The organism is Aminobacter sp. GW821-FHT11F06, from assembly GCF_058808215.1.
Genome location: NZ_JBXARL010000007.1, coordinates 64,189 through 84,306, shown reverse-complemented (window position 1 = coordinate 84,306; position 20,118 = coordinate 64,189). Strand labels below are relative to the sequence as shown.

General features: G+C 62.6%; 19 protein-coding genes. 4 read left to right on the top strand and 15 right to left on the bottom strand.

Annotation, left to right across the window (positions count from 1 at the left end):
- Nucleotides 1–15: 15 nt before the first annotated feature.
- Nucleotides 16–2,058 carry a lytic transglycosylase domain-containing protein gene (locus AC1RTB_RS17775; RefSeq protein WP_492880218.1) on the bottom strand — a complete coding sequence of 681 codons (2,043 nt, stop codon included), beginning with the start codon at nt 2,056–2,058 and terminating at the stop codon, nt 16–18.
- 230 nt (nt 2,059–2,288) lie between these two features.
- Between AC1RTB_RS17775 and dapA the strand changes: the two genes are divergently transcribed.
- The 3 genes from dapA to AC1RTB_RS17760 all read left to right on the top strand — a co-directional run bounded on the left by dapA (nt 2,289) and on the right by AC1RTB_RS17760 (nt 5,070).
- The gene (dapA, locus tag AC1RTB_RS17770; protein WP_492880219.1) at nt 2,289–3,170 is read left to right on the top strand and encodes a 4-hydroxy-tetrahydrodipicolinate synthase; all 882 of its coding nucleotides are present in this window, start codon (nt 2,289–2,291) and stop codon (nt 3,168–3,170) included.
- A 154-nt stretch (nt 3,171–3,324) separates the two neighbouring features.
- Nucleotides 3,325–3,804 (top strand): SsrA-binding protein SmpB, encoded by a 480-nt coding sequence (smpB, locus tag AC1RTB_RS17765; RefSeq protein ID WP_492880220.1) that lies wholly within the window; start codon nt 3,325–3,327, stop codon nt 3,802–3,804.
- A gap of 852 nt (nt 3,805–4,656) precedes the next feature.
- On the top strand, nt 4,657–5,070 hold the full coding sequence (locus AC1RTB_RS17760) for a hypothetical protein (RefSeq protein ID WP_492880221.1): 414 nt from the start codon (nt 4,657–4,659) through the stop codon (nt 5,068–5,070).
- Nucleotides 5,071–5,263: 193 nt separating this feature from the next.
- Here the strand turns inward: AC1RTB_RS17760 and AC1RTB_RS17755 are convergent, their stop codons facing one another.
- The 14 genes from AC1RTB_RS17755 to AC1RTB_RS17690 all read right to left on the bottom strand — a co-directional run bounded on the left by AC1RTB_RS17755 (nt 5,264) and on the right by AC1RTB_RS17690 (nt 18,242).
- Entirely contained in the window at nt 5,264–5,488 is a 225-nt protein-coding gene (locus tag AC1RTB_RS17755; RefSeq protein ID WP_492880222.1) for a hypothetical protein, read from the bottom strand.
- A gap of 139 nt (nt 5,489–5,627) precedes the next feature.
- Nucleotides 5,628–5,837 (bottom strand): cold-shock protein, encoded by a 210-nt coding sequence (locus AC1RTB_RS17750; RefSeq protein WP_476783785.1) that lies wholly within the window; start codon nt 5,835–5,837, stop codon nt 5,628–5,630.
- A gap of 315 nt (nt 5,838–6,152) precedes the next feature.
- Complete coding sequence (locus tag AC1RTB_RS17745) at nt 6,153–6,974, bottom strand: IclR family transcriptional regulator (RefSeq protein WP_492880223.1); 822 nt, start codon at nt 6,972–6,974, stop codon at nt 6,153–6,155.
- 63 nt (nt 6,975–7,037) lie between these two features.
- Nucleotides 7,038–8,237 carry an aminotransferase class V-fold PLP-dependent enzyme gene (locus tag AC1RTB_RS17740; protein WP_492880224.1) on the bottom strand — a complete coding sequence of 400 codons (1,200 nt, stop codon included), beginning with the start codon at nt 8,235–8,237 and terminating at the stop codon, nt 7,038–7,040.
- Nucleotides 8,238–8,270: 33 nt separating this feature from the next.
- Nucleotides 8,271–8,753 carry a RidA family protein gene (locus AC1RTB_RS17735; protein WP_492880318.1) on the bottom strand — a complete coding sequence of 161 codons (483 nt, stop codon included), beginning with the start codon at nt 8,751–8,753 and terminating at the stop codon, nt 8,271–8,273.
- Nucleotides 8,754–8,767: 14 nt separating this feature from the next.
- Nucleotides 8,768–9,763, bottom strand: a complete 996-nt coding sequence (locus AC1RTB_RS17730; RefSeq protein WP_492880225.1) for an ABC transporter ATP-binding protein — start codon at nt 9,761–9,763, stop codon at nt 8,768–8,770.
- Entirely contained in the window at nt 9,760–10,767 is a 1,008-nt protein-coding gene (locus tag AC1RTB_RS17725) for an ABC transporter ATP-binding protein (protein ID WP_492880319.1), read from the bottom strand. Before AC1RTB_RS17725 ends, AC1RTB_RS17730 begins: the two co-directional genes overlap by 4 nt.
- Before the next feature lie 8 nt (nt 10,768–10,775).
- Nucleotides 10,776–11,999 (bottom strand): amidohydrolase/deacetylase family metallohydrolase, encoded by a 1,224-nt coding sequence (locus tag AC1RTB_RS17720; RefSeq protein ID WP_492880226.1) that lies wholly within the window; start codon nt 11,997–11,999, stop codon nt 10,776–10,778.
- Nucleotides 12,000–12,005: 6 nt separating this feature from the next.
- Nucleotides 12,006–12,869 (bottom strand): ABC transporter permease, encoded by an 864-nt coding sequence (locus AC1RTB_RS17715; RefSeq protein WP_492880227.1) that lies wholly within the window; start codon nt 12,867–12,869, stop codon nt 12,006–12,008.
- On the bottom strand, nt 12,869–13,810 hold the full coding sequence (locus AC1RTB_RS17710) for an ABC transporter permease (protein ID WP_492880228.1): 942 nt from the start codon (nt 13,808–13,810) through the stop codon (nt 12,869–12,871). Before AC1RTB_RS17710 ends, AC1RTB_RS17715 begins: the two co-directional genes overlap by 1 nt.
- 139 nt (nt 13,811–13,949) lie before the next feature.
- A complete protein-coding gene (locus AC1RTB_RS17705) occupies nt 13,950–15,488 on the bottom strand; it encodes an ABC transporter substrate-binding protein (protein WP_492880229.1) in 1,539 nt (512 codons plus the stop codon).
- 505 nt (nt 15,489–15,993) lie between these two features.
- Nucleotides 15,994–16,575 carry a DoxX family protein gene (locus AC1RTB_RS17700; protein ID WP_492880230.1) on the bottom strand — a complete coding sequence of 194 codons (582 nt, stop codon included), beginning with the start codon at nt 16,573–16,575 and terminating at the stop codon, nt 15,994–15,996.
- Between the two features lie 223 nt (nt 16,576–16,798).
- Entirely contained in the window at nt 16,799–17,416 is a 618-nt protein-coding gene (locus tag AC1RTB_RS17695; RefSeq protein ID WP_492880231.1) for a LysE family translocator, read from the bottom strand.
- 166 nt (nt 17,417–17,582) lie between these two features.
- The gene (locus AC1RTB_RS17690; protein WP_492880232.1) at nt 17,583–18,242 is read right to left on the bottom strand and encodes a response regulator; all 660 of its coding nucleotides are present in this window, start codon (nt 18,240–18,242) and stop codon (nt 17,583–17,585) included.
- A gap of 129 nt (nt 18,243–18,371) precedes the next feature.
- Between AC1RTB_RS17690 and AC1RTB_RS17685 the strand changes: the two genes are divergently transcribed.
- Complete coding sequence (locus tag AC1RTB_RS17685; RefSeq protein ID WP_492880233.1) at nt 18,372–20,111, top strand: sensor histidine kinase; 1,740 nt, start codon at nt 18,372–18,374, stop codon at nt 20,109–20,111.
- Nucleotides 20,112–20,118 lie beyond the last annotated feature (7 nt).

The following is a 20,118-nucleotide window of genomic DNA, read 5'->3' as shown; positions in this document are numbered from 1 at the left end:
GCCAAAGAAGCCGCGTCAGCGGCCGTTCACCAGGTCGCCATTGATGTCGTAGCTGCCCGAAAGGCGCATCTTGTAGACCTGATAGTTCTCCATGACGCGCTGGACGTAGCTGCGGGTCTCGGAGAACGGGATGCGTTCGATCCAGTCGACGACGGTGTCGAGATCCTTGCCGCGCGGGTCGCCATATCTAGCGATCCACTGATCGGCACGGCGCGGCCCGGCGTTGTAGCCGGCGAAGGTCAGAATATACGACCCGTTGAAGCGGCTGAGCTGCTCGCCAAGGAAATTCGCGCCCAAAGTGGCGTTGTAGCCGGCATCCGTGGTGAGTCGGTCTTGCGAATAGGCCAAGCCGGCCTTCTTCGCCAAGTCCTTGGCCGTGCCTGGCATGAGCTGCAACAGCCCGCGTGCGCCGGCACCCGAGACGGCCGAAACCTTGAACTCGCTTTCCTGCCGCGCAATGGCGTAGGCCAGCGCCTTGCCTGAGCCCGAAATATTGGCCGAGGCGGGGATGACGCCGATCGGATGCGACAAGGCACCGATGTCGAGGCCGCGCTGTGCCGCGATCTTGCCGACGCGCAGCGCCAGATAGTGATTGTCCTGCTTTTCGGCCATGGCAGCGAGCAGCGCGAGCTCGCCCGGGCTGTTCAGCTGGCCGGCGAGGTCGCGGTAAAGCATCTCGGCATAGGGCGCATAGCCCGAGCCTTCCAGCCGCGTGATCGCGCTGACAGCTTCGCGCTGCGAAAATGTCAGGCGGTCGGCGGCGGTCGGCGCGGGATAGACGACATTGAGCGCCTTGCTGCCGATTCGTTCGGCGGCGAGCTGGCCGTAAAAGGTCGTGCCGTAGGTGGCGGCGCGCGCGTAATAATCCTTCGCATTCCCGGGGCCGCCGGCTTCGGCGGCGCGGCCGAGCCAGTAATAGGCGCGCGACAGCGAGATCGGGCTGCCGGCGATCTTGGCGATACGCTCGAAATGGCCCGCAGCAAGCTTGGCGTCGTTGAGGCCGCGCAGCGCATACCAGCCGGCATGGAACTCGGCGTCGGCGGCGTTGGTCGCACTTTCGGCCGAGTGCGCTGCGGCGATCCGGTAGGCGGTCTTGACGTCGCCCTCGTCGAGCAGCTCGCGCGACAGGACGCGGCGCTCCATCCACCATGCGTCCGGGTCGACCAGTGCGGCGCGGTCCTTTGGCGCCTTCAGCATCATGGCCGCGGCGTCGGTGAACTTCTCCTGCTTGCGCAGAAAACGCGCTTTGGCAAAGAAATAACCCGCCGAACGCTGGTTCACCGGCACGGCGTCGAGCAGCGCTAATGCCTTCTTGTCGCCCTTGATCACAGCACTCCAGGCATCGGCCAAGGCCTTGGCACCGGCCATGTCGGCGACCCGCGCCGCGGAGCTGACCCGGTCGGCATAGAGCATCTTTTCCATGCGGATGCGGTGGTCTGCGGCCGGGATGAGACTGCCGAACTCCTTGACGACAGCGGTTTCGTCCTTGGGCTCCAGCTTCTCGTTGCGCCAGTAGGGCAGCAACACAGCCAGCGCCGCCTTGGCGTTGCCGAGCGCCATCTGGGCACGGGCGAGCAGCAACGCACCTTCGATGGTCTGCGGCTCGCTGGCGGCGAAGGCCGAAACGACGATGTTGGGGCCGGGGTTTTCGCGCGCCATGGCGCGTTCGCTGTTACGGCGAAGCGTGGCAAGGCCCGGCCAGCCGGGCAGGGCCTGCGCTGCTGCGGCGATGTCGGCACTCGGCACCTTGTCGCCGCCATTGATGGCGATCGCCCACATCAGGATGTGGCGGTCGAGCGCGGTCGCGGGCAGGGCGTCGCGGATGGTCCGCGCCTGTGCCAGATCGCCGCTCGACAGCGCATCGAGCCCGTTCTTCAACCGGTCGAGCGTGCCGAAGGCCGCGCGCGCGGCATCGGCCTTGCCGATGCTGGCGAAGGGGATGGCCGAGGTTGCCTGCGGGTCGAGGCTGGAACTGCCGGCGGGGATGGGCACCAGGGCAATAAAGGCGCCCAAAAGCGCTATATGATGCGGCCTGGCAGCCGGAATGATCCTGGCCATTCCTTATCCTTACGGGTGACAGTCAGAGGCGTGTATCGTGAGCCTAGGTTGATCTGGTGAAGAGCGGGTTAATGAAAGGTTAGCGCGGTCGTTCGATTCGAAGTGATATAAGTACCGGCCATACTTGCCGCAAATTGGTGTCGAGACTATGGTGCGCGGCCCTGCTTTCGGCTAGAAAGCCGGCGATATCAAAAAGCTGCGAAACCGTAGGGTTGCTGGAGTTGGACGACATGCTGAGAGGCTCACTTACCGCGCTCGTGACACCATTCGACAAGAATGGCCGTCTCGACGAGAAAGCCTTTCGCGAACTCGTCGAATGGCAGATCGCCGAGGGCACCACGGGTCTTGTGCCGGTCGGCACCACGGGCGAGTCGCCGACGCTGAGTCATGACGAGCACCGCCAGGTCGTGAAGATGTGCGTCGAGGTTGCGCGTGGCCGGGTACCTGTTGTCGCGGGTGCCGGTTCGAACAACACCGAAGAGGCCATCGGCCTGGTCAAGTTTGCCGAAAGCGTCGGTGCGGACGCCGTGCTGGTGGTCACGCCCTACTACAACAAGCCGACGCAGCGTGGCCTTTATGCGCATTTCGCAGCCGTTGCCCAGGCAACGACGCTGCCGCTCATCATCTACAACATCCCGCCGCGCTCGATCATCGACATGATGCCCGAGACGATGGGGCGCCTTGCGCATGACTTCAAGAACATCAGGGGCGTCAAGGACGCGACCGGCAAGGTCGAGCGCGTCTCCGAGCAGCGCATCACCTGCGGCAAGGATTTCATCCAGCTGTCGGGCGAGGACGCTTCGGCGCTTGGTTTCAACGCCCATGGCGGCGTCGGTGCGATTTCGGTGACATCGAATGTCGCGCCCCGGCTTTGCGCCGAGTTCCAGCAGGCAAGTCTTGCCAACGACAAGGACAAGGCGCTCGAATTGCAGGACCGCCTGATGCCGCTGCACAAGGCGATCTTCATCGAGCCCGGCGCTTCCGGCGCCAAATATGCGCTGTCGCGGCTTGGCAAGATCGAAAACGTGCTGCGCTTGCCACTGATGACCATCGAGGCGTCGACCGCCGAAAAGATCGACGCGGCGATGAAGCACGCCGGCCTCATCAACTGAGCCGCGCGAAACCCTTTCGGACAATCCGCTTTCGCGGTCATCTGAAGGCGTCTTCGCGCTGCCGTGTTCGCGGCGGATACTTCGCTGTGTTCCGGCTCTCGGAAACACCAACATATGACTCGCGCATGCGAGTTGCAGAACGGGCCTCAACATCATGAGCCAGGGCAAGAAATCCGACCCCAACAACATGGTCGCCGCGGAAAACCGCAAGGCGCGCTTCAACTATGAGGTGCTCGACACGCTCGAGGTCGGCATGGTGCTGAGCGGCACCGAGGTCAAGTCGCTGCGCCTGGGCCAGGCCAACATCCAGGATTCCTACGCCTCTTTCGAAGGCGGCGAACTCTGGCTGATCAATTCCTACGTGCCGGAATATCTGCAGGCCAACCGCTTCAACCACGAGACGCGGCGGCGCCGCAAACTTCTGGTCAACAAGCGCGAGATGGCCAAGCTTGCCCAGAGCATCGAGCGCGAGGGCATGACGCTGGTGCCACTCAAGCTCTATTTCAACGATCGCGGCATGGCCAAGATGCTGCTCGCCGTCGGTCGCGGCAAGAAGCTGCACGACAAGCGCGAGACCGAAAAGCAGCGCGACTGGAATCGCGAAAAAGGCCGTTTGCTCAAAGAGCGGGGGTAGGGGCGACATTCTCCTCGCCCCGTTTATTGCGAGAGGGTGGCCAAACTCATTTACTGCCACGCTCGCTTTCGCGCCTGGCCATTGTCAAAGAGCACTCCCTTGCAGGAGGTAGTTCGGGAAGCGGGGCGCGAGGCCGTGCCTTCCGATTAGTAATTATGTGGCGCGACGTTCGCGCCCCGCCCGATGTTCTTGCCCCGCTCAGTCGCCTCAACGCTTTCGCGCCGCCAGCCGCCGCAAGGCCCGGGCTTGGGGGCTCATCACCCAGCAGGAGATCCGACCTCCCGCCAGCCCGGCACCGGCGCTTCCCCCCCCCCCGCTGCCCGGTGCGCACCGGGGTCCCGTGGAAGATCGCGAGGTGATGATACGGGAGGTGGAGAGGGCGTGGAAAAACGGGGGCGGCTATCCACGATGGTTGCTGACAAGGGGTGACAGTCGCTCGTGCCTTGCAAGGCAAATCCTGTAGGTCGCGATCCTTCGCACCCCCCTCTGGCCTGCCGGCCATCTCCCCCACAAGGAGGGAGATCAGGCCTTCAACAGTGTCCCGGCCAATCACCAACGTTGCAAAGCCGATCCTTGCGAATTCGCAGAATGAGCGCCGCCGTCGGAGCGACTAATCTCCCTCCTTGTGGGGGAGATGGCCGGCAGGCCAGAGGGGGGTGCGAAGGAATGAGGCGGTTCAGAGATGCCGACTTCTGATTCAGGCATAAAAAATGTGCCAACCGTGGAAAAGTCTTTCACGTTCAGGCACAAGAACACAGGGTTTCCGGCCGCAGAAGCCGACCGATTGCGACAGAGCCGCCCAAGGTCACAACGCGCCTCAGACGCCGCGACGCCGTTCGATTCTGAAAACCATTGGCTAACCAAGTTGCCGAAACCGCGCCGGCCTCCGGTGCGAAATACGGCATCTGCCGTATGCCCAAGTCCGGAATTTGCGTGCATTTCACCATGCAGACCGCGTTTTGGCGCAGGCGCGGTTCGGCACCAGGCGGGGGGCGGTGCCATCCAGCGCTTGTTGATGGCCAGGTGGCCAATGAAGGAGACAACGCGATGAAGACGTTCATGACGGCGGCATTGGTGTCGCTGATGATCACGCCGGCGGCAATTGCCGCAGCACCGATGGTGGCAAAGACAACAGCCAAGCCTGCACTCAGCCAGACGACCCAGAGCGGGACTGTCCTGCTGATCCTGGGAGTCAAAAAGTCCACCCTCGGCAACGGCCAAGGGGGCAAAAATTCGAACAAGCGTTCTATTTTCGACCCTAAATGAGATTTGGGTGGGGGTCTGAATTCAAGCCGATGCCCAATTTCAATCGGCTGCTACGGAACTTCGGATCGGCGGCGAGCGCTTCGTTATAGCCGCCGGCCATAAGCGCCGGCCAAAAAATCGGAGTCGATTTTCGGAAGCTGCGATCCTTCGATGCAAACCTGGAGCGCCGTGCGCCCGACGGATGCGCGGCGCTTTAACGCTTGGCGACGGCCTTGGCGCGAGCGGACGAAGCGCCGGCGGCAAGTTCACTCGCTTCTTTTTCCATTCGCAAAGCGCGTAACCGCATGGTCTTTTCGTCGCGTTCCTGAACGACAGCGTCGATCTCGGAGATGATGCGGTTGCGGGCGAGAGATTGCGATTGGGTTTTGCCAAAGGCCGACTCTGCCTGCTCTCGAGCCTTGCTCTGGGACTGGGTCATGTTTGTTATCCCTGCTGTTTCGAAAAGAGGCCTGATCGCTGTCAAGAAAAAGGCCAGGCAAACTGCCTGGCCTTCGTTGGTCGTCGCGCCCTAAGACGGTGCCAGTACATCCGTGGTCACCGAAGGGCGCAAATCCCGTTCAGGCAGCGCGCAGCTGGCCTGCGGACATCTTGCCCGACTTGTTGTCGCGTTCCATCTCGTAGCCGATCTTCTGGCCTTCGACGATTTCGCGCATGCCGGCCCGCTCGACAGCGGAGATATGGACGAACACGTCCGCGCCGCCATCATCAGGCTGAATGAAGCCGAAGCCCTTGGTAGCATTGAACCATTTCACTGTGCCAGTGGTCATGACAAACCCCTTTCGTGGCAATATTTATCGACCGCCATGCGACTGCACGGCGGGTTACATCGCGATTTTATTTGAAGGGAAGTTCGTCGACGCACAGTGTCATTGTGCAATAACAAAAATCAAACAAGCAAATATCGACCGTTAATAGATACCTTCATCAAACGGCAATGTCAATTTTATTATTCTATCCATGATGAGAGCGACGCTAGCGATGGAAAGTTGGCTATCCACTTAGCGAAGCCACGCAGGCTGTTTAGGCAGCCGGCCCACCTCTGATCCGACTGCGTGCCACGCTCGACCGGGCAAGGCAATCGGTCACTGCGATCGACTGGACTGCCAGCCAAGCCGCGCCTCGATGCGTCGAGCGCTTGCCTTCACCAAAGCGATCAGGTCGGGGTTCTTCTGCCTCAGCTTGATGTCAGGCACGACGATCGAGATCGTCGCGCGGCAGGCGCCCTGGTTGTCGCAGACCGGGGCGGCAATGCAGGCCACGGAAAAATCGGACTCACCGGCCTGGATCGAAAGGCCTTCTTCGAGTGCTGCCGCGGCGGTTTTGGCCAGCACGTCCTTGTCGGTTTCGGCGCGGCCGGTTGGCGAGACAGTTGCCGAGCGGGCGAATATCTCGCGGCGCTCGGCTTCCGGCAGATGGCCGATCAGCATGCGCCCGGACGCGGTCCAGTTGAGCGGGCTGCGGGTGCCGACGCGCGAGGTGACCTGGAAATGGTCCTTGCCCTCGTCCATCGCAAGGACGACCATCTGATCGCCGTCGCGGCCGCAGATCTGGATCGTCTCGCCCGAACTCGCGGCGAGCTCGTGCATCTCCTGCACCGCCACATTGAGCAGGTCGAGCGTGCGGGCATAGGTCAGGCCATAATGGTACAGGCGCGGCCCAAGCCACAAAAGGCCGCCATCCTGGCGGTCGAGCAGCTCCTTTTCGACGAGATCGTCGACGATCACGTAGATGGTCGACAAAGGCGCGCCGATATCGCGGGCGATTTCGTAGGCGGTTGCCGGCCGCTCGGTCTTCTGCAGATAATCGAGGATCTGCAGCGCCCGGTCGATGCCGCTGGTGCGCGAGCGGCGCGGTTCGGCGCCGCCAGCGGCGCTATCGTCATGCTTTGCAACGGTTTTCGGCATGGGAACCCGGGATTCGTGTTGAAAGCACTGTAAGATGTCCGCGCCCTGGCGAACAGGGCGCCGTCAATCCGGCCATTTGAGGATCGCCGCCTCGCGCGCCAGCAGCCTTTCGTCGAAAGGCGTTGCGATGATCTCGTTGGAACCGCGCGCGCGGTCCAGCTCCTCGGCAAGCCGCTCCGCCACGACAAATTCCTCATCGGGATGCAGGTTGCAGGGGTCCAGATAGAAATAGCCGTGTTCGACCTCATGGTCGCGCACGATCACCGGACGGTCGCCGGTCCCCATCCTGTCGGCCAGATCCCAGGCGGTGACGCGAGCCTCAGCCGGATTGACTGAAATCATCAGCCGGTCGAGTGGGTTGTTGGTCGGGTCCGCAACGATCGTGGCTGTGACGCCGGCCCTGCCATCCAGCGCCTCGACCCAGCAGTCGAGGGCCTTTTTCTCGCGGGCGCGGATACCGTCATGGTCGCGCGTCTTCCAGGCCTGAAGGGCAGCCAGCGTGCCGACGATGCCTTCCTTGCCGACCTTCATGCCACGGCCAAGGCCACGGTTTTGCAGATAGACGTCGCGCACCTTCTCTTTTGGTCCGGCGACGATGCCGGAGGTCGGACCGCCGAGGAATTTGTGGCCGGAGTAAAGCACGAGATCAGCGCCATCGGCGAGGAAGCCGGCGAGATCGTATTCGGAAGCCGCATCGACGATGACAGGCACGCCGCGCTCATGGGCGATGGCGGCGAACACCTTCAGCGGGATCTGGCCATAGTCGACGACGTGATGCGAAACGACATAGACCGCGCATGCGGTACGTTCGGTGATGGCGCCGCGCAACTGGTAGGCCGAGGCGCTCGTCGCCTGGCCGACCGGCACGACCTTGGCGCCGGTGAGGCGGATCGCCTGCTCGACCGGCGCGCCGTAGCTGACCATATGGCCGGACTGGATGAGCACTTCGTCCTTGAGGCCGGTCGTATCCGGCAAGCGTTCGATCGCCGCGAGGTCGGGCCCGGTCATGGCGGCCGCAACCGCAAGGCTGATCGCCGCCGAGCAGGAAGCGGTGATGAAGCCTGCCTCGGCGCCGGTGAGATCGGCGATCACGGCACTGGCGCGGCGCTGCAGGTCGCTGAGCTCGACGAATTCGCTGAGGATCGCCGAGACAGCCTCGACCGCCTGCGGCACCACGATCGAGGCGCCGAGCGAGGTCATAGTGCCCGAAACGTTGATCACCGGCCTCAAGCCGAGCCGGCTGCGGATATCGTCTTTCGGCATGGTGTTTCCCTCCCGGATATTCATCAAGAACCCTTAGTCGATCGCCACGATGGCTTCGATTTCCACGGTGATCTGCCCGGGCAGGGAGCCGTGCCCCACCGCCGAGCGTGCGTGGACGCCGCTTTGCCCGAAGACTTCGATGAAGAGATCAGAGCAGCCGTTGATCACCGACGGGTGATCGGCGAAGTCGGGTGTCGCATTGACCATGCCGAGCAGCTTCACCACACGCCGCACGCGGCCGAGATCGCCAAGTGCTGCATGCATGACGGCGAGCAGGTTGATGCCGGTCAGCCGGGCATGCCCATAGGCTGCCTCCACGCCGACATCGCCGCCAACCTTGCCCGTATGCTGGCGCCCGTTGCCTTCGGTCGGCCCCTGGCCGGACAGGAACAAAAGCTTGCCCTCCTGCACATGGGTGACGAAATTGGCGATCGGCGGCGGTGCATCGGGAAGCGTAATACCAAGCGCCTTGAGCCGGTCATAGGGCGTGTTTTCCGGACGCTCGGAAAAAGTCATCATGCGTACTCCACTCAGGCAATCGGTTCGTTGTGGCGGATACAGGCCACATGATGTCCGCCACCGACATGCTCGACCGGCGGGATGATTTCGGCGCAGGCGGCGATCGCCTCCGGGCAGCGGGTGCGGAAGACGCAGCCCGAGGGCGGGTTGATCGGGCTTGGAATGTCGCCCTGCAACGGAACATGGGTACGCCGGCGCGTCGGATCGGGCACCGGCGACGTGGCAAGCAGCGCCCTGGTGTAGGGATGGCGGGGCGCTGCGTAGACCTTTTTGCTTGGGCCTCGCTCCATGACACGGCCGAGATACATCACCACGACCTCGTCGCAGAGATATTCGACAACCGACAGGTCGTGCGCGATGAACAGCAGCGTCAGCCCGAGCTTCTTTTGCAATTCGCCGAGCAGGTTGAGCACCTGCGCCTGCACCGACACGTCGAGTGCGGAGACCGGCTCGTCGGCGACGACGAATTCCGGTTCCACCGCGAGCGCTCGCGCGATGCCGATGCGCTGGCGCTGGCCGCCGGAGAATTCATGCGGATAGCGTGTCGCGTGGTCCGGCGACAGGCCGACAAGCGTCAAAAGTTCGGCGATGCGCTCAGCGCGCGCCTTGCCGCGCGGAAAACCGCGCGCATCGAGCGCCTCGCTGATGATCGCGGAAATGCGCATGCGCGGATTGAGGCTGGAGAACGGGTCCTGGAAAACGATCTGCAGGCGCTGGCGATAGGCGCGCATCTCGCGCGGCGACAGCGTGAACAGATCGACGCCGTCGAAGATCGCCTTGCCGCCAGTGGGCTCGACAAGCCGCAGCACCGAGCGGCCCGCCGTCGTCTTGCCGGAACCGGATTCGCCGACCAGCCCGACAGTCGAACCACGCCAGACATCGAAGCTGACATCTTCGACGGCATGGACGATGCGGCCATTGCGGGCCGGGAAATGCTTGGTCAGGCCCTGGACGCTGAGCAGCAGTTTCTGATCGCTGGCTTCGGGCTTCAAGATGTCGGCACTCATAGCTCGGCGCTCCGGATGCAACGGGAGAAGCCGGCACGTCCGGCGGCAACCAGCGCTGGCGGCGCTGCACGGCATGCATCCAGCGCATATTCGCAACGCGGTCCGAAGGCGCAGCCTGCCGGAAGTGCCGTGATCGGCGGCACGCTGCCGGGGATCGAATAGAGCGCGTGGCGCTCGCCGGTCGCATCGATGTCGCGCGCGGCATTCGGCGTGCAGGCAAGCAGGCCCTTGGTATAGGGATGCCGCTGATGGGCAAAAAGGTCGTTGACCGGCGCCTGTTCGACGACGCGGCCGCCATACATGACGACGACGTCATGGGCGATTTCGGCGACGACGCCGAGATTGTGGGTGATGAACAGGATCGACATGCCGAACTCGGCCTGCAGGCGGCGCAGCAGGTCGAGAATCTGGGCCTGGATGGTGACGTCGAGTGCTGTTGTCGGCTCATCGGCGATCAACAGCGAGGGGCTACACGCGAGCGCCATGGCGATCATCACGCGCTGGCGCATGCCGCCGGACATCTGGTGGGGGTAGTCGTCGAGACGCGAGGCCGCGTCCGGTATCTCGACATGCTTGAGCATGGCGAGCGCCCGGCTGCGCGCTTCCCGCCGGTTGACGGGTTCGTGCAGCGCGATCATCTCGCCGATCTGGTCACCGACGGTGTAGAGCGGGTTGAGGCTGGTCATCGGCTCCTGGAAGATCATGGCGATCTCCCGCCCACGGATCTTGCGGAACTCCTTCGGCGCGAAGGCAGCGAGGTCGTGTACCTGCTCCTTGCGGTCGCGAAACAGGACCTTGCCCCCGGCGATCGCGCCCGGCTTCGACAAAAGCCCCATGATCGACAGGCTGGTCACCGACTTGCCGGACCCGGATTCGCCGACCACGGCCAGTGTCTGGCCACGCTTGAGATCGAAGGTCACGCCGTCGACAGCCTTGGCCGTGAAGCGCTTGGTCACGAACCAGGTCTTCAAATCCTGCACGGACAAGATGGTGTCGGGCGCGATCTCTCCGGTCATGAATTCCATCCGCAATGAGGACAGGCGTGCGGCTCGGTGCCGCCGCGCGCCGGCGGCATGTAGCGATGCGCGACGACAGGCTCGGCGCCAAGGATGGCGTGGCGCGGTTCGAACATGCGGTGCAGGGTGCTGGTGGCCCCTTGCGAATCCTTCACGGTCACGTCGGCGTCGACGACGTCGAACAGCGTGAATTCGGCCGGCTTGCCCTTTTGCAACAGCCCGTCGGCGTTGAGCCCGATGGCGCGGCGCGGCGCCGTCGTGGAAGCCGTCACCACGTCTTCCATCTTCATGCCGAGCGACAGCAGCTTGGACATCGTCGTTGCCATGTCCCACACCGAGCGGTCGATCGAGCGGTTGTGCAGGTCGGTCGAGATCGTCTTCGGCGGCAGGCCGCGCTCGAGCGCGGCCTTGGCGACGTCGAAGGAGAACGAGGCGCCGCCATGCCCGACATCGAGCACGATGCCGCGCGCGGCTGCCTGCTCGGCGAGCCGGTAGAGGTCTTCGTCCTCGAGGATCGAGCTGCCGGCCTTGCCGTTGAAGCAGTGGGTAACGATGTCGCCTTCGGTCAGCAGGTCGAGCACATCGTCATAAAGCGGGGGCGGTTCGCCGACATGCACCATGATCGGCAGCTTGAGGATGCGGCCGAGCTTCTTGCCGAGCTTGACCGGCGTCAGGTCCCAGCCGCCGGTTATGACATGGCTGGCGCGTATCTTCAGCCCGACGATGACATCGCGGTTGGCTTCGACTGTGGCGATGATGCGGTCGAAGTCGATCGAACGTATGTCGCTCAGTTCGCTGACCCGGTTGCAGGCGACCAGCCCGATCGAGCCGAGATTGAGGAAAGCGTAGATGTTTTCTTGGGCCGGCTCGATGATGAATTCGCGCAGGCCGTGGAAATTGGCTTCGCCGGCCGAACCGGCATCGACCATGGTGGTGACGCCGTGTGCTGCGCCGCACTGCGCGGGTCTCAGCGAAATGTCGGTGCCGCCATACCAGACATGGACGTGGATGTCGGTCCATCCCGGCGACATCCAGGCGCCTTTGGCATCGAGTGTGCGGGCATCGTCACTGGCGGCGATCGATCCGCCGATATCGGCGATGCGCCCGTCCGTGCCGATCAGGACATCGACAGGCTGGTCGAACGCCGTGCCGAAGCCGATGGGCTTCGCACCCTTGATGAGCAGTGGCCGTTCGGCCTTGGGGAAACGATTGCCGATCATGTCGCTCTAGATGTCCTTTGCCAGGCGCGGGTCGAGGAGGTCGCGCAGCCCGTCGCCGACCAGTTGCAGCGACAAAACGGTGATGACGATGGCGCCGCCGGGATACAGCATGATCCACGGTGCCTGATCCATATATTGGCGGCCGACGCTGATCATGGTGCCCCAGGTCGGAACATCAGGCGAAATGCCGACGCCGAGGAACGACAGGCCGGCCTCAGCCAGAATGGCGTTGGCGAAGATGAAGGTGCCCTGCACCAGAAGCGGCGAGGTGACATTGCGCAGCACGTGCCGCACCAGGATCACCGGCGTCGGCACGCCAAGAGCGCGCGCGGCCTCGACATAGGGCAGTTCGCGGATGACCAAAGTCGAGGCACGCACGACACGCGCCAGGCGCGGTGCGTAGACGATGCCGAGCGCGATGATGACATTGGTGGCGGAAGCACCGAGTGCCGCGACAAGTGCTATGGCCAGCAGGATATCAGGGAAGGCCATCATCGCGTCGATGAGGCGGGAGACCGGCGCGTCCGCCTTGCGGAAGAAACCTGACGTCAGCCCCAAAACGATGCCGATGACCGAGGCCAGCACGACCACGGCGAAACCGACCGACAGCGAAACCTGCGCCGCATAGAGCATGCGGGTGAAGACGTCGCGGCCGAGATCGTCGGTGCCAAACAGGAACTGCAAGCTGGGCGCATGCAGCCGGTTGGCGATGGACAGTTTCGTCGGCGAATAGGGCGCGATGACAGGTGCCAGGATCGCCGCGAGCGCAAGAATGGCGAGGATGATGAGGCCGATCAGCGAGGTCCGCCGGGTGATCAGGCGTGACAGCAGGCCGGGTTCAACCTGCAATGGAGTGGAGATCGAGGCCATCAGTAGCGCACCCTTGGGTCGACCAGCAGATAGAGCATGTCGATACCGAAATTCACCAGAACATAGAGCCCGGCGATAACCAGCAGCGCGCCCTGGATGACGGGATAGTCGCGGCGCAGCACGGCTGAAACAACGAGATTGCCGACGCCCGGCAGGCCGAACACCGTCTCGGTCACCACCGCACCGGAGATCAGCAGTGCCGCGGTCAGCCCGAGCACGGTGAGGATCGGGATCAGGGCGTTCTTGAAGGCATGCTTCAGCACCACGCGCCACTCGCTCATGCCTTTGGAGCGGGCGGTGCGGACATAGTCGTCATTCAGCACATCCAGCATCGAGGCGCGGGTGAAGCGGGTGATCAGCGCCGAGCTGACGAGGCCGAGCGCTAGTGCCGGCAGCACAAGATGGTTGAGCCGCTCGCCGAGCGAGGCGCCTGGCCCGCCATAACCCGAGGTGTTGAACCAGCCGAGTTTCACGGCGAAAAACTGCATCAGCAACAGGCCAAGCCAGAAGCTCGGAATGCTGGCGGCAAACATGGCGACGGTCGTTGCCACCTGGTCGAAAATCGAGCCGCGCCAGTAGGCCGACAGAATGCCGACCGGCAGTGCGATCGCGGTGGCGATCAGCAGCGAAAAGATGGTCAGGAAAAAAGTCGGCTCGGCGCGCTGGGCAAGTGCCTCGGTGACAGGCTGGTTGAGGAAGATCGACTGGCCGAAATCGCCCTGCATGATGCCAAAGACGTAGTGGCCAAACTGTTCGAGGATGGACCCGTCGAGGCCGAGCTTGGTGCGCAGCGCCGCGATATCTGCGGCGTTAGCCTCCGGACCCAGCATGACTGCGGCAGGATCGCCCGGCGTGACGCGGACAATGACAAAGACGATCGTGACGACGATCGCCATAACGACGATCATGCCAAGCAGTCTGTTGATGATCGAACGCAGCATTGTCTTTTCACGCCCTGGCTTCAGTCGCATTTTCGGTTAAGCGAGCGACGCTCTTCCTCTCCCCCGTCGAGCAGGAGAGAGGTGGCCGCGAAGCGACCATAGAGTGTCGGCAGTGCCATTCGACGGTTGTGGAAGCCCGTCACTTGGCTTCGAGATAGGCATTCCAGAAGTAAGGCCATGGTGCCGGCGTCACACCCTTGAGATTGGGTGCCTGGGCGGCCAAAGCGTTGAAGTTGCCGACCTTGAAAGCGGGAACTTCGTCATAAAACGCCTGCTGCACGGCCGGCCACAAGGCTATACGCTTGGCCGGATCGGATTCCGCGTTGAAAGCACCGAGAACCTCATGCTTCTTGTCGGAAACCCACCAGCCCGGCGCGGTATCGGACATGAAGCCGGTCAAGGACGGTTCGGGCAGGAACGGGCTGTGGGTGATGTAGATGTCCCACAGGGCCGGGTCGGTGCGGTTCTTGGTCAGCGTTGCCCATTCGACTACGTCCAACTGCACCTTGAAGCCCGCGGCCTTCAGATATTCCGCTGCCACCTGCGCCAGCTTGTAGTGGAATTCGTACTGGCGGCTGGTCAGGATGCGCAGCGGCTTCGAGCCGTCGTAGCCCGCTTCCTTGAGCAGGGCGGCGGCCGCTTCGATATCGCCGTCGGGCTTGTAGGGCTCGGTGCCGGTCTCGCTGTGCCACTTGTAGCCTTCAGGATACATGGCGCCGTCGATGGAGAAGAAGTCCTCCGAACCGAACGCCGCAAGCATCATGTCCTTGGGTGCGAGCGCTGCCTGGATCGCCTTGCGGATCTTGATGTCGGAGTTCAGCCCTTCCTTGGTGTTCATGAAAAACACTGGCCAGCCGAACGGCTTGAGCATGACGGGCGTGGTCTTGCCGCCGGAAATCTTCTGGAAGGACTCCACCGGCAGCGAGTCGACATAAGCGAATTGGCCCGAAACCGCGCCTTCGATGCGGGTGTTTGGATCGGGCACCGGCACGAAGCGGATCTCGTCGAGATACTGCTTGCGGGCGCCGCCATAACCGTTCGATTCACCGTCGCGCGACTTGTAGCCGTCGAAGCGTGCAAGCTGGATGAACTGGTCGGGCTTGCGCTCCTTGAGCATATAGGGGCCGGTGCCAACGAAGCTGGTCAGCGGGTCCTGTGCGGCAACTTCCGACGGGATGATGATCGCCGCGGCATTGTTCAGCGACAGCAGTGAAAGCAGCGGCGCGAACGGCTTGTTGAGGGTGATCTTGATGGTGTTGTCATCGACGGCTTCGATGGCGCTCACGGTCTCGGCGGTCTGCTTGCCGCGCGTCGCGACCTTCATCCAGCGCTGCAGCGAAGCGACCACGTCGGCGGAATTCATGTCCGAGCCGTCGTGGAACTTGATGCCGGTGCGCAGCGCGATGGTGTAGGTTTTGCCGTCTGCCGAAATCTGCGGCATGTCGGCGGCGAGCAGCGGCGTGACGCCCCAATCCTTATCGAATGTGTAGAGCGTTTCGTAGATGTGCTGGGTGACGATGCCCACCAGGTCGGCGGTGGATGCCATCGGATCGAGCGTCGGCGGCTCGCCGATGGTGGCGACGTCGATCACGCCACCCTTCGCCTGTCCCCACGCAGCGCCTGTCGCGGGCAGCAACATTGCAGCCAGCGAAATGGCGATCTTTGTCATGTGTTTCATGCTTGGTCCCCTTCCCAGTTGTTACATTACTATGTAATCTATGTCTTAGTTATGGATCACCTTCTCATTCCCATTGTGTTTCGTCAAGGGGAGGCAGGTCCTGTCCCGCTCAAGCTCGCAGACGCGGTGGGATGAAAGGCGTAAGCTTGAGGACAGTTCGCGGGTTTGCGGGCAACGGCGTCACTTCGCATGCGCGATGCGACGCCTGCAGCGCAGCGCTGTTTCACTTTGGTTTTGAATTATGCAGCGGGCCAGTCCTGGAAGGGACAGGCTACCCCATCCGGGTACGCGCCAGAGCGATGTCGGCGCGGTCGCTCTTGAGATTCAGAGCTTCGGCAGCAGCGCACGCTGAACAGCCAGGTGCCAGGGCGCGGCATATGTCGCGGTCGCAGCGCTCCAGCCGAAGCTCGACCGCGCCGAAGGTGAAGCCCGCCGCCCGCAATGCGGGCGACGCTGTCGCGTCATTGTGCGGCGCTGACGATCAGATCGTGCGTCGCTGCGTTTCTTAGAATTCTCGCTTGAGAAGGTTGCGATCCACGGAGAGCGGTCCTCCGCCAAATCCCGCAAACAACAAGACAGCCACAGTCCAGATGGCTGACAGGAACACCGCCTTGTCTTGCACCTGATGCAGGAGTGCCGTGCCGCCGTCTGCCAATCTCTTGACGCCATCTGGCGTGAAAAGCGTGTCGCCCCCTGCCTTCAAGGCATCGATGCCGGCCTGGGTGAGGAAGGCGTCACCGTAAGGATGCGTGTAGTGGAACCACCAGGTTACGGCCAACATCACGGCGTTTGCGAGGGCCACCGGACGTGTCAGGAAGCCGAGCACAAGCGCTATTCCGCCGAAGAACTGCATCGCGGCAAGCAAGGGCGACCAAAGCCAGCCGGGGTAGAAGCCAACACTCTCGACGAAGCCCGTCTGGGCGAAGGGGGCCAGGATTTTCGGCCATCCCTCCACGACCAGGGCACCCCCGACGAACACGCGAAGAACAACCCAGCTCAGCGGTTGGGCAATCTTTTCATAGAGCGCAGCGAACGCTGGAATGACAAGGCGGGTGGATGAATGATCTGAATTCGAGGCATTGCTCATGGTTTCAGCTCCTGCGGGGTTGCGTTTTCAGTTAAGCAAAATGAAGCAGAGCAACATTGACCTGGGTCAAGGGCTCAACGCTCTTCGCGCGTAACGCGACCCTACTAGAGAACCGTTCGAAAAAGCTGAACCGATGAGGATTTCTTTTTTGCTGATCTTCGCGGCTCACGTCCTGTCGAAGGTGAAACATCGGCAAAGCACATTTTTGCGTCGCCGCATTCGGTCATATCTGATGGCTGACGAGCGCCACGCCAAGTCCAATGAGGATCGAACCGCAGGCCTTGGGGACCATCCAGCCGGCTCCGCCCGAAGCAAAGCGGGCAAGGGTGAGCGAGGCGATGCCGACTGCCGCCACATCGGCGATCGAGAAGACGAAATTGACGAAGATGCCGAGCATCAGGAACTGCAGCCAAAGCGGAAAAGCGGCAGCCGGGTCGACGAATTGCGGAAGAAAGGTCAGGAAAAACAGCGCCGTCTTTGGATTGAGAACCTCGACAACGATGCTGTCGCGCAAGGTGTTCGAAGCCGGGCCGGCGGCTTCATTGGCGGTCTTGCTCCAGCCAAGGAACATGGTGAGGCCGAGCCAGACCAGATAGGCAGCGCCAGCGAACCTGATTGCAGCATAGGCCATCGGCGCTTGTTCGATCAGCGAAGCGAGGCCGATGGTGGCAGCGATGATGTGGGCATAGCAGCCGATGTGAACGCCAAGTGCCGCCATCAATCCAGCCTTGCGGCCAAGGGCGACTGTCTGGGCGGTCATGTACAATATCGCCGGCCCTGGCATGCAAGCGAAGGCAAGCGTTGCGACAGCGAACGGAATCCACAGCTCCAGCGACGGCATCACGGCTCCTCCCGGATGATCCAAACCGTGGGGAGGAATAGGCTCGGCTGTTGCGAGAAGACATACGGCAGATGCCGTATTTGGATCGCGTTCGGTTGTCGCTAATCTGTTGTTGGTTAAGCAGATGTTTACACGGGATTGCGGCTGCGCAAGCAGCGCGCGGCTGTCATGTCGTGGGCAATCCCAAGCGAACCGCATAAGCGGTCAGTTCGGCGGCGCTATGGAGATTGAGCTTGCCCATCAGGTTTTCGCGATGCTTGCGCGCCGTCGCCGGGCTGATGCCCAACCGCTCGGCGATTTCACGCGCCGTCTGCCCTTGCGCCACCAGCATCAGGATTTCCCGCTCCCGTCGTGTCAGCGGGACCGGCGAGAGGATTTCCTGCGCTGCCGACGGCCTGCTGCTTCGGGTCGGCTCGCTGATCGCGAAGCGAACGGTTCGCGCCAGATAGGTCCCTCCGCCCTTGACCGCATCGATGGCCGCACCGAGTTCCTCGGGATCGCCGTCCTTGGTCAGGTAGGCGCTGGCGCCGGCCTCAAGCGCGGCGCGCACCGTTCTCGGTTCGATATTGGCGGTCAGAACCACGATCTTAAGCCGAGGTGCGAGTTCGCCGATGTCGGCGATGAACTGGATTCCGGCAACGCCGGGCATGCCGAGATCGAGAATCAAAACGTCCGCGCGAACGCTGCGCACAAGCCCAAGCAAAGCTTCACCGTCGGCTGCTTCGGCCACCACCGACATGTTCTCCATCGTCGAGACGAGCAGCTTCAACCCCTCGCGCACGATGGCGTGGTCGTCGGCGAGAATGAAGGTGAGAGGGCGGTTCATCTGGTCACCATTCATGAGGCAGCGGCACAAGTTCCATGATTGCCAATGTATGGGAAACAAATTTCCCTTAGATCAACAGTCCTTGGGACGTACCGCTGGATGAGCTTCGTCCGGCATTTGGAGGGGCCAATGCAGGAAGACAAGATACGACAGGCTCTCGTTGAGCTTCTGTATCGCAACTCCTATGGCGTCGTCATCTCCAACATCGTCATTTCGCTCGCAGCCGTTTATGTCTTGAGCGGCGGCGTTTCCACGACCTGGCTGGCCGGATGGCTCGGTGCGCTGTATCTGCTGACGGCCATTCGCGTGTTCGCGTCCCGCCGCTTTTTCAGCCGCACGCGCGATTCGGCCTCCATCTTGCGGTGGGCATGGCTCGCAGCTGCATTTTCCTCGGTCTCGGGCCTGCTGTGGGGCATATTCGGCTGGGTCGGTTTCCTTCCCGAAGCGCCCCTTTTGCTTTCTTTCACGGTTGTCGTGTTGACCGGCCTGGTCTGCGGCACGGTGCCGTCGCTGTCGGCCTTTCCGCCGGCACTCATCGGTTCGATTCTCGCCACGGTCTTGCCGGTCGCCGCGCGCGTCATCACCAGCGGAAGCAGCATATCGGGGGGCTTCCTGTTTCTGCTCGTGTCGCTTGTGGTCATCAACTTCTACTATTGCCGCATCACATACCGCATGCTGCGCGAGACCATCGGCTTGCGCCTGGAAAATGAAAGGCTGGTCGAACACCTGCAGGAGGAACGCGACCGCGCGCAGGCAGCGGATCGCGCCAAGACACGTTTTCTGGCGGCAGCCAGCCATGATCTGCGCCAGCCGATCCATGCCTTGAGCCTGCTGGTGTCCACCGTCGCCATGCTGGGACAGCGCGGCGACGTGCCCTCCAGCCAGGCTCGCGACCTGGCGGGCAGGGCGAAATCCATCATCGGCAACCTGAGCGGGCTGTTGAACGCGTTGCTCGATATTTCCAAGCTCGACGCCGGTATCGTCACGGTCGCGAAGGAAACGGTGGGGCTGCGCGAGCTTTTCCGCGATTTCCGCGACGAATTTGCCGCGGAGGCAAAACAGCGTGGTCTTCAATGGCGGGTGGTCGACAGCGACCTGTCCGTTGAAAGCGACCCGATGATGCTCAAGCGCATCCTCAACAACCTGCTATCGAATGCCTTTCGCTACACCAAAGACGGTGGGGTTCTGCTGGGTTGCCGCAGGCGCGGCGATTTCGTGGAAATCCAGGTCTGGGACAGGGGCCCGGGTATCCCTGTCGATCAGTACGCTACGGTTTTCGAGGAATTCGTGCAGCTGCAGAACCCGGCGCGGGATCGCACCCAGGGCCTTGGGCTCGGGCTCGCCATCGTTCGCCGCACCGCCGAATTGCTGAAACACCCGCTGAAACTGACATCCGCGCTCGGGCGCGGCTCGATGTTTTCCATCGCCGTGCCGATCGTCCGAACCGCCAAAGCGCCCGAACGTCGTGGTGAGCCGATGCTCGAAGCGACGGGCGCCGGCATCATGGTTGTGGAAGACGAGAGCGATATTCTCGAGGCGATGGCGATGCTGCTCGAGCTCGACGGCCACCGTGTCTACGCCGGCCGCTCCGCCGTCGAGGTGCAAAAGACCTACAGGCAAGCGATGGCGCGTGGCAAAGCGCCTGTCGATCTCATCATTTCCGATTACCGCCTGGCGGATGGCGCTACCGGCATCGAGGCGATCCAGACGCTTTGCACGTTCCTCGGCCGCGCCGTCCCCGCCATCATCGTTACCGGCGACACCTCGCCATCGCGCCTGCAGGAGGTGAGCGCGAGCGGCAGCCGTATTCTGCACAAGCCGATCGCTGGTGAGGAGCTTCGTGAAGCGGTTACTGCCGCCCTGGATTGAAGGCGAG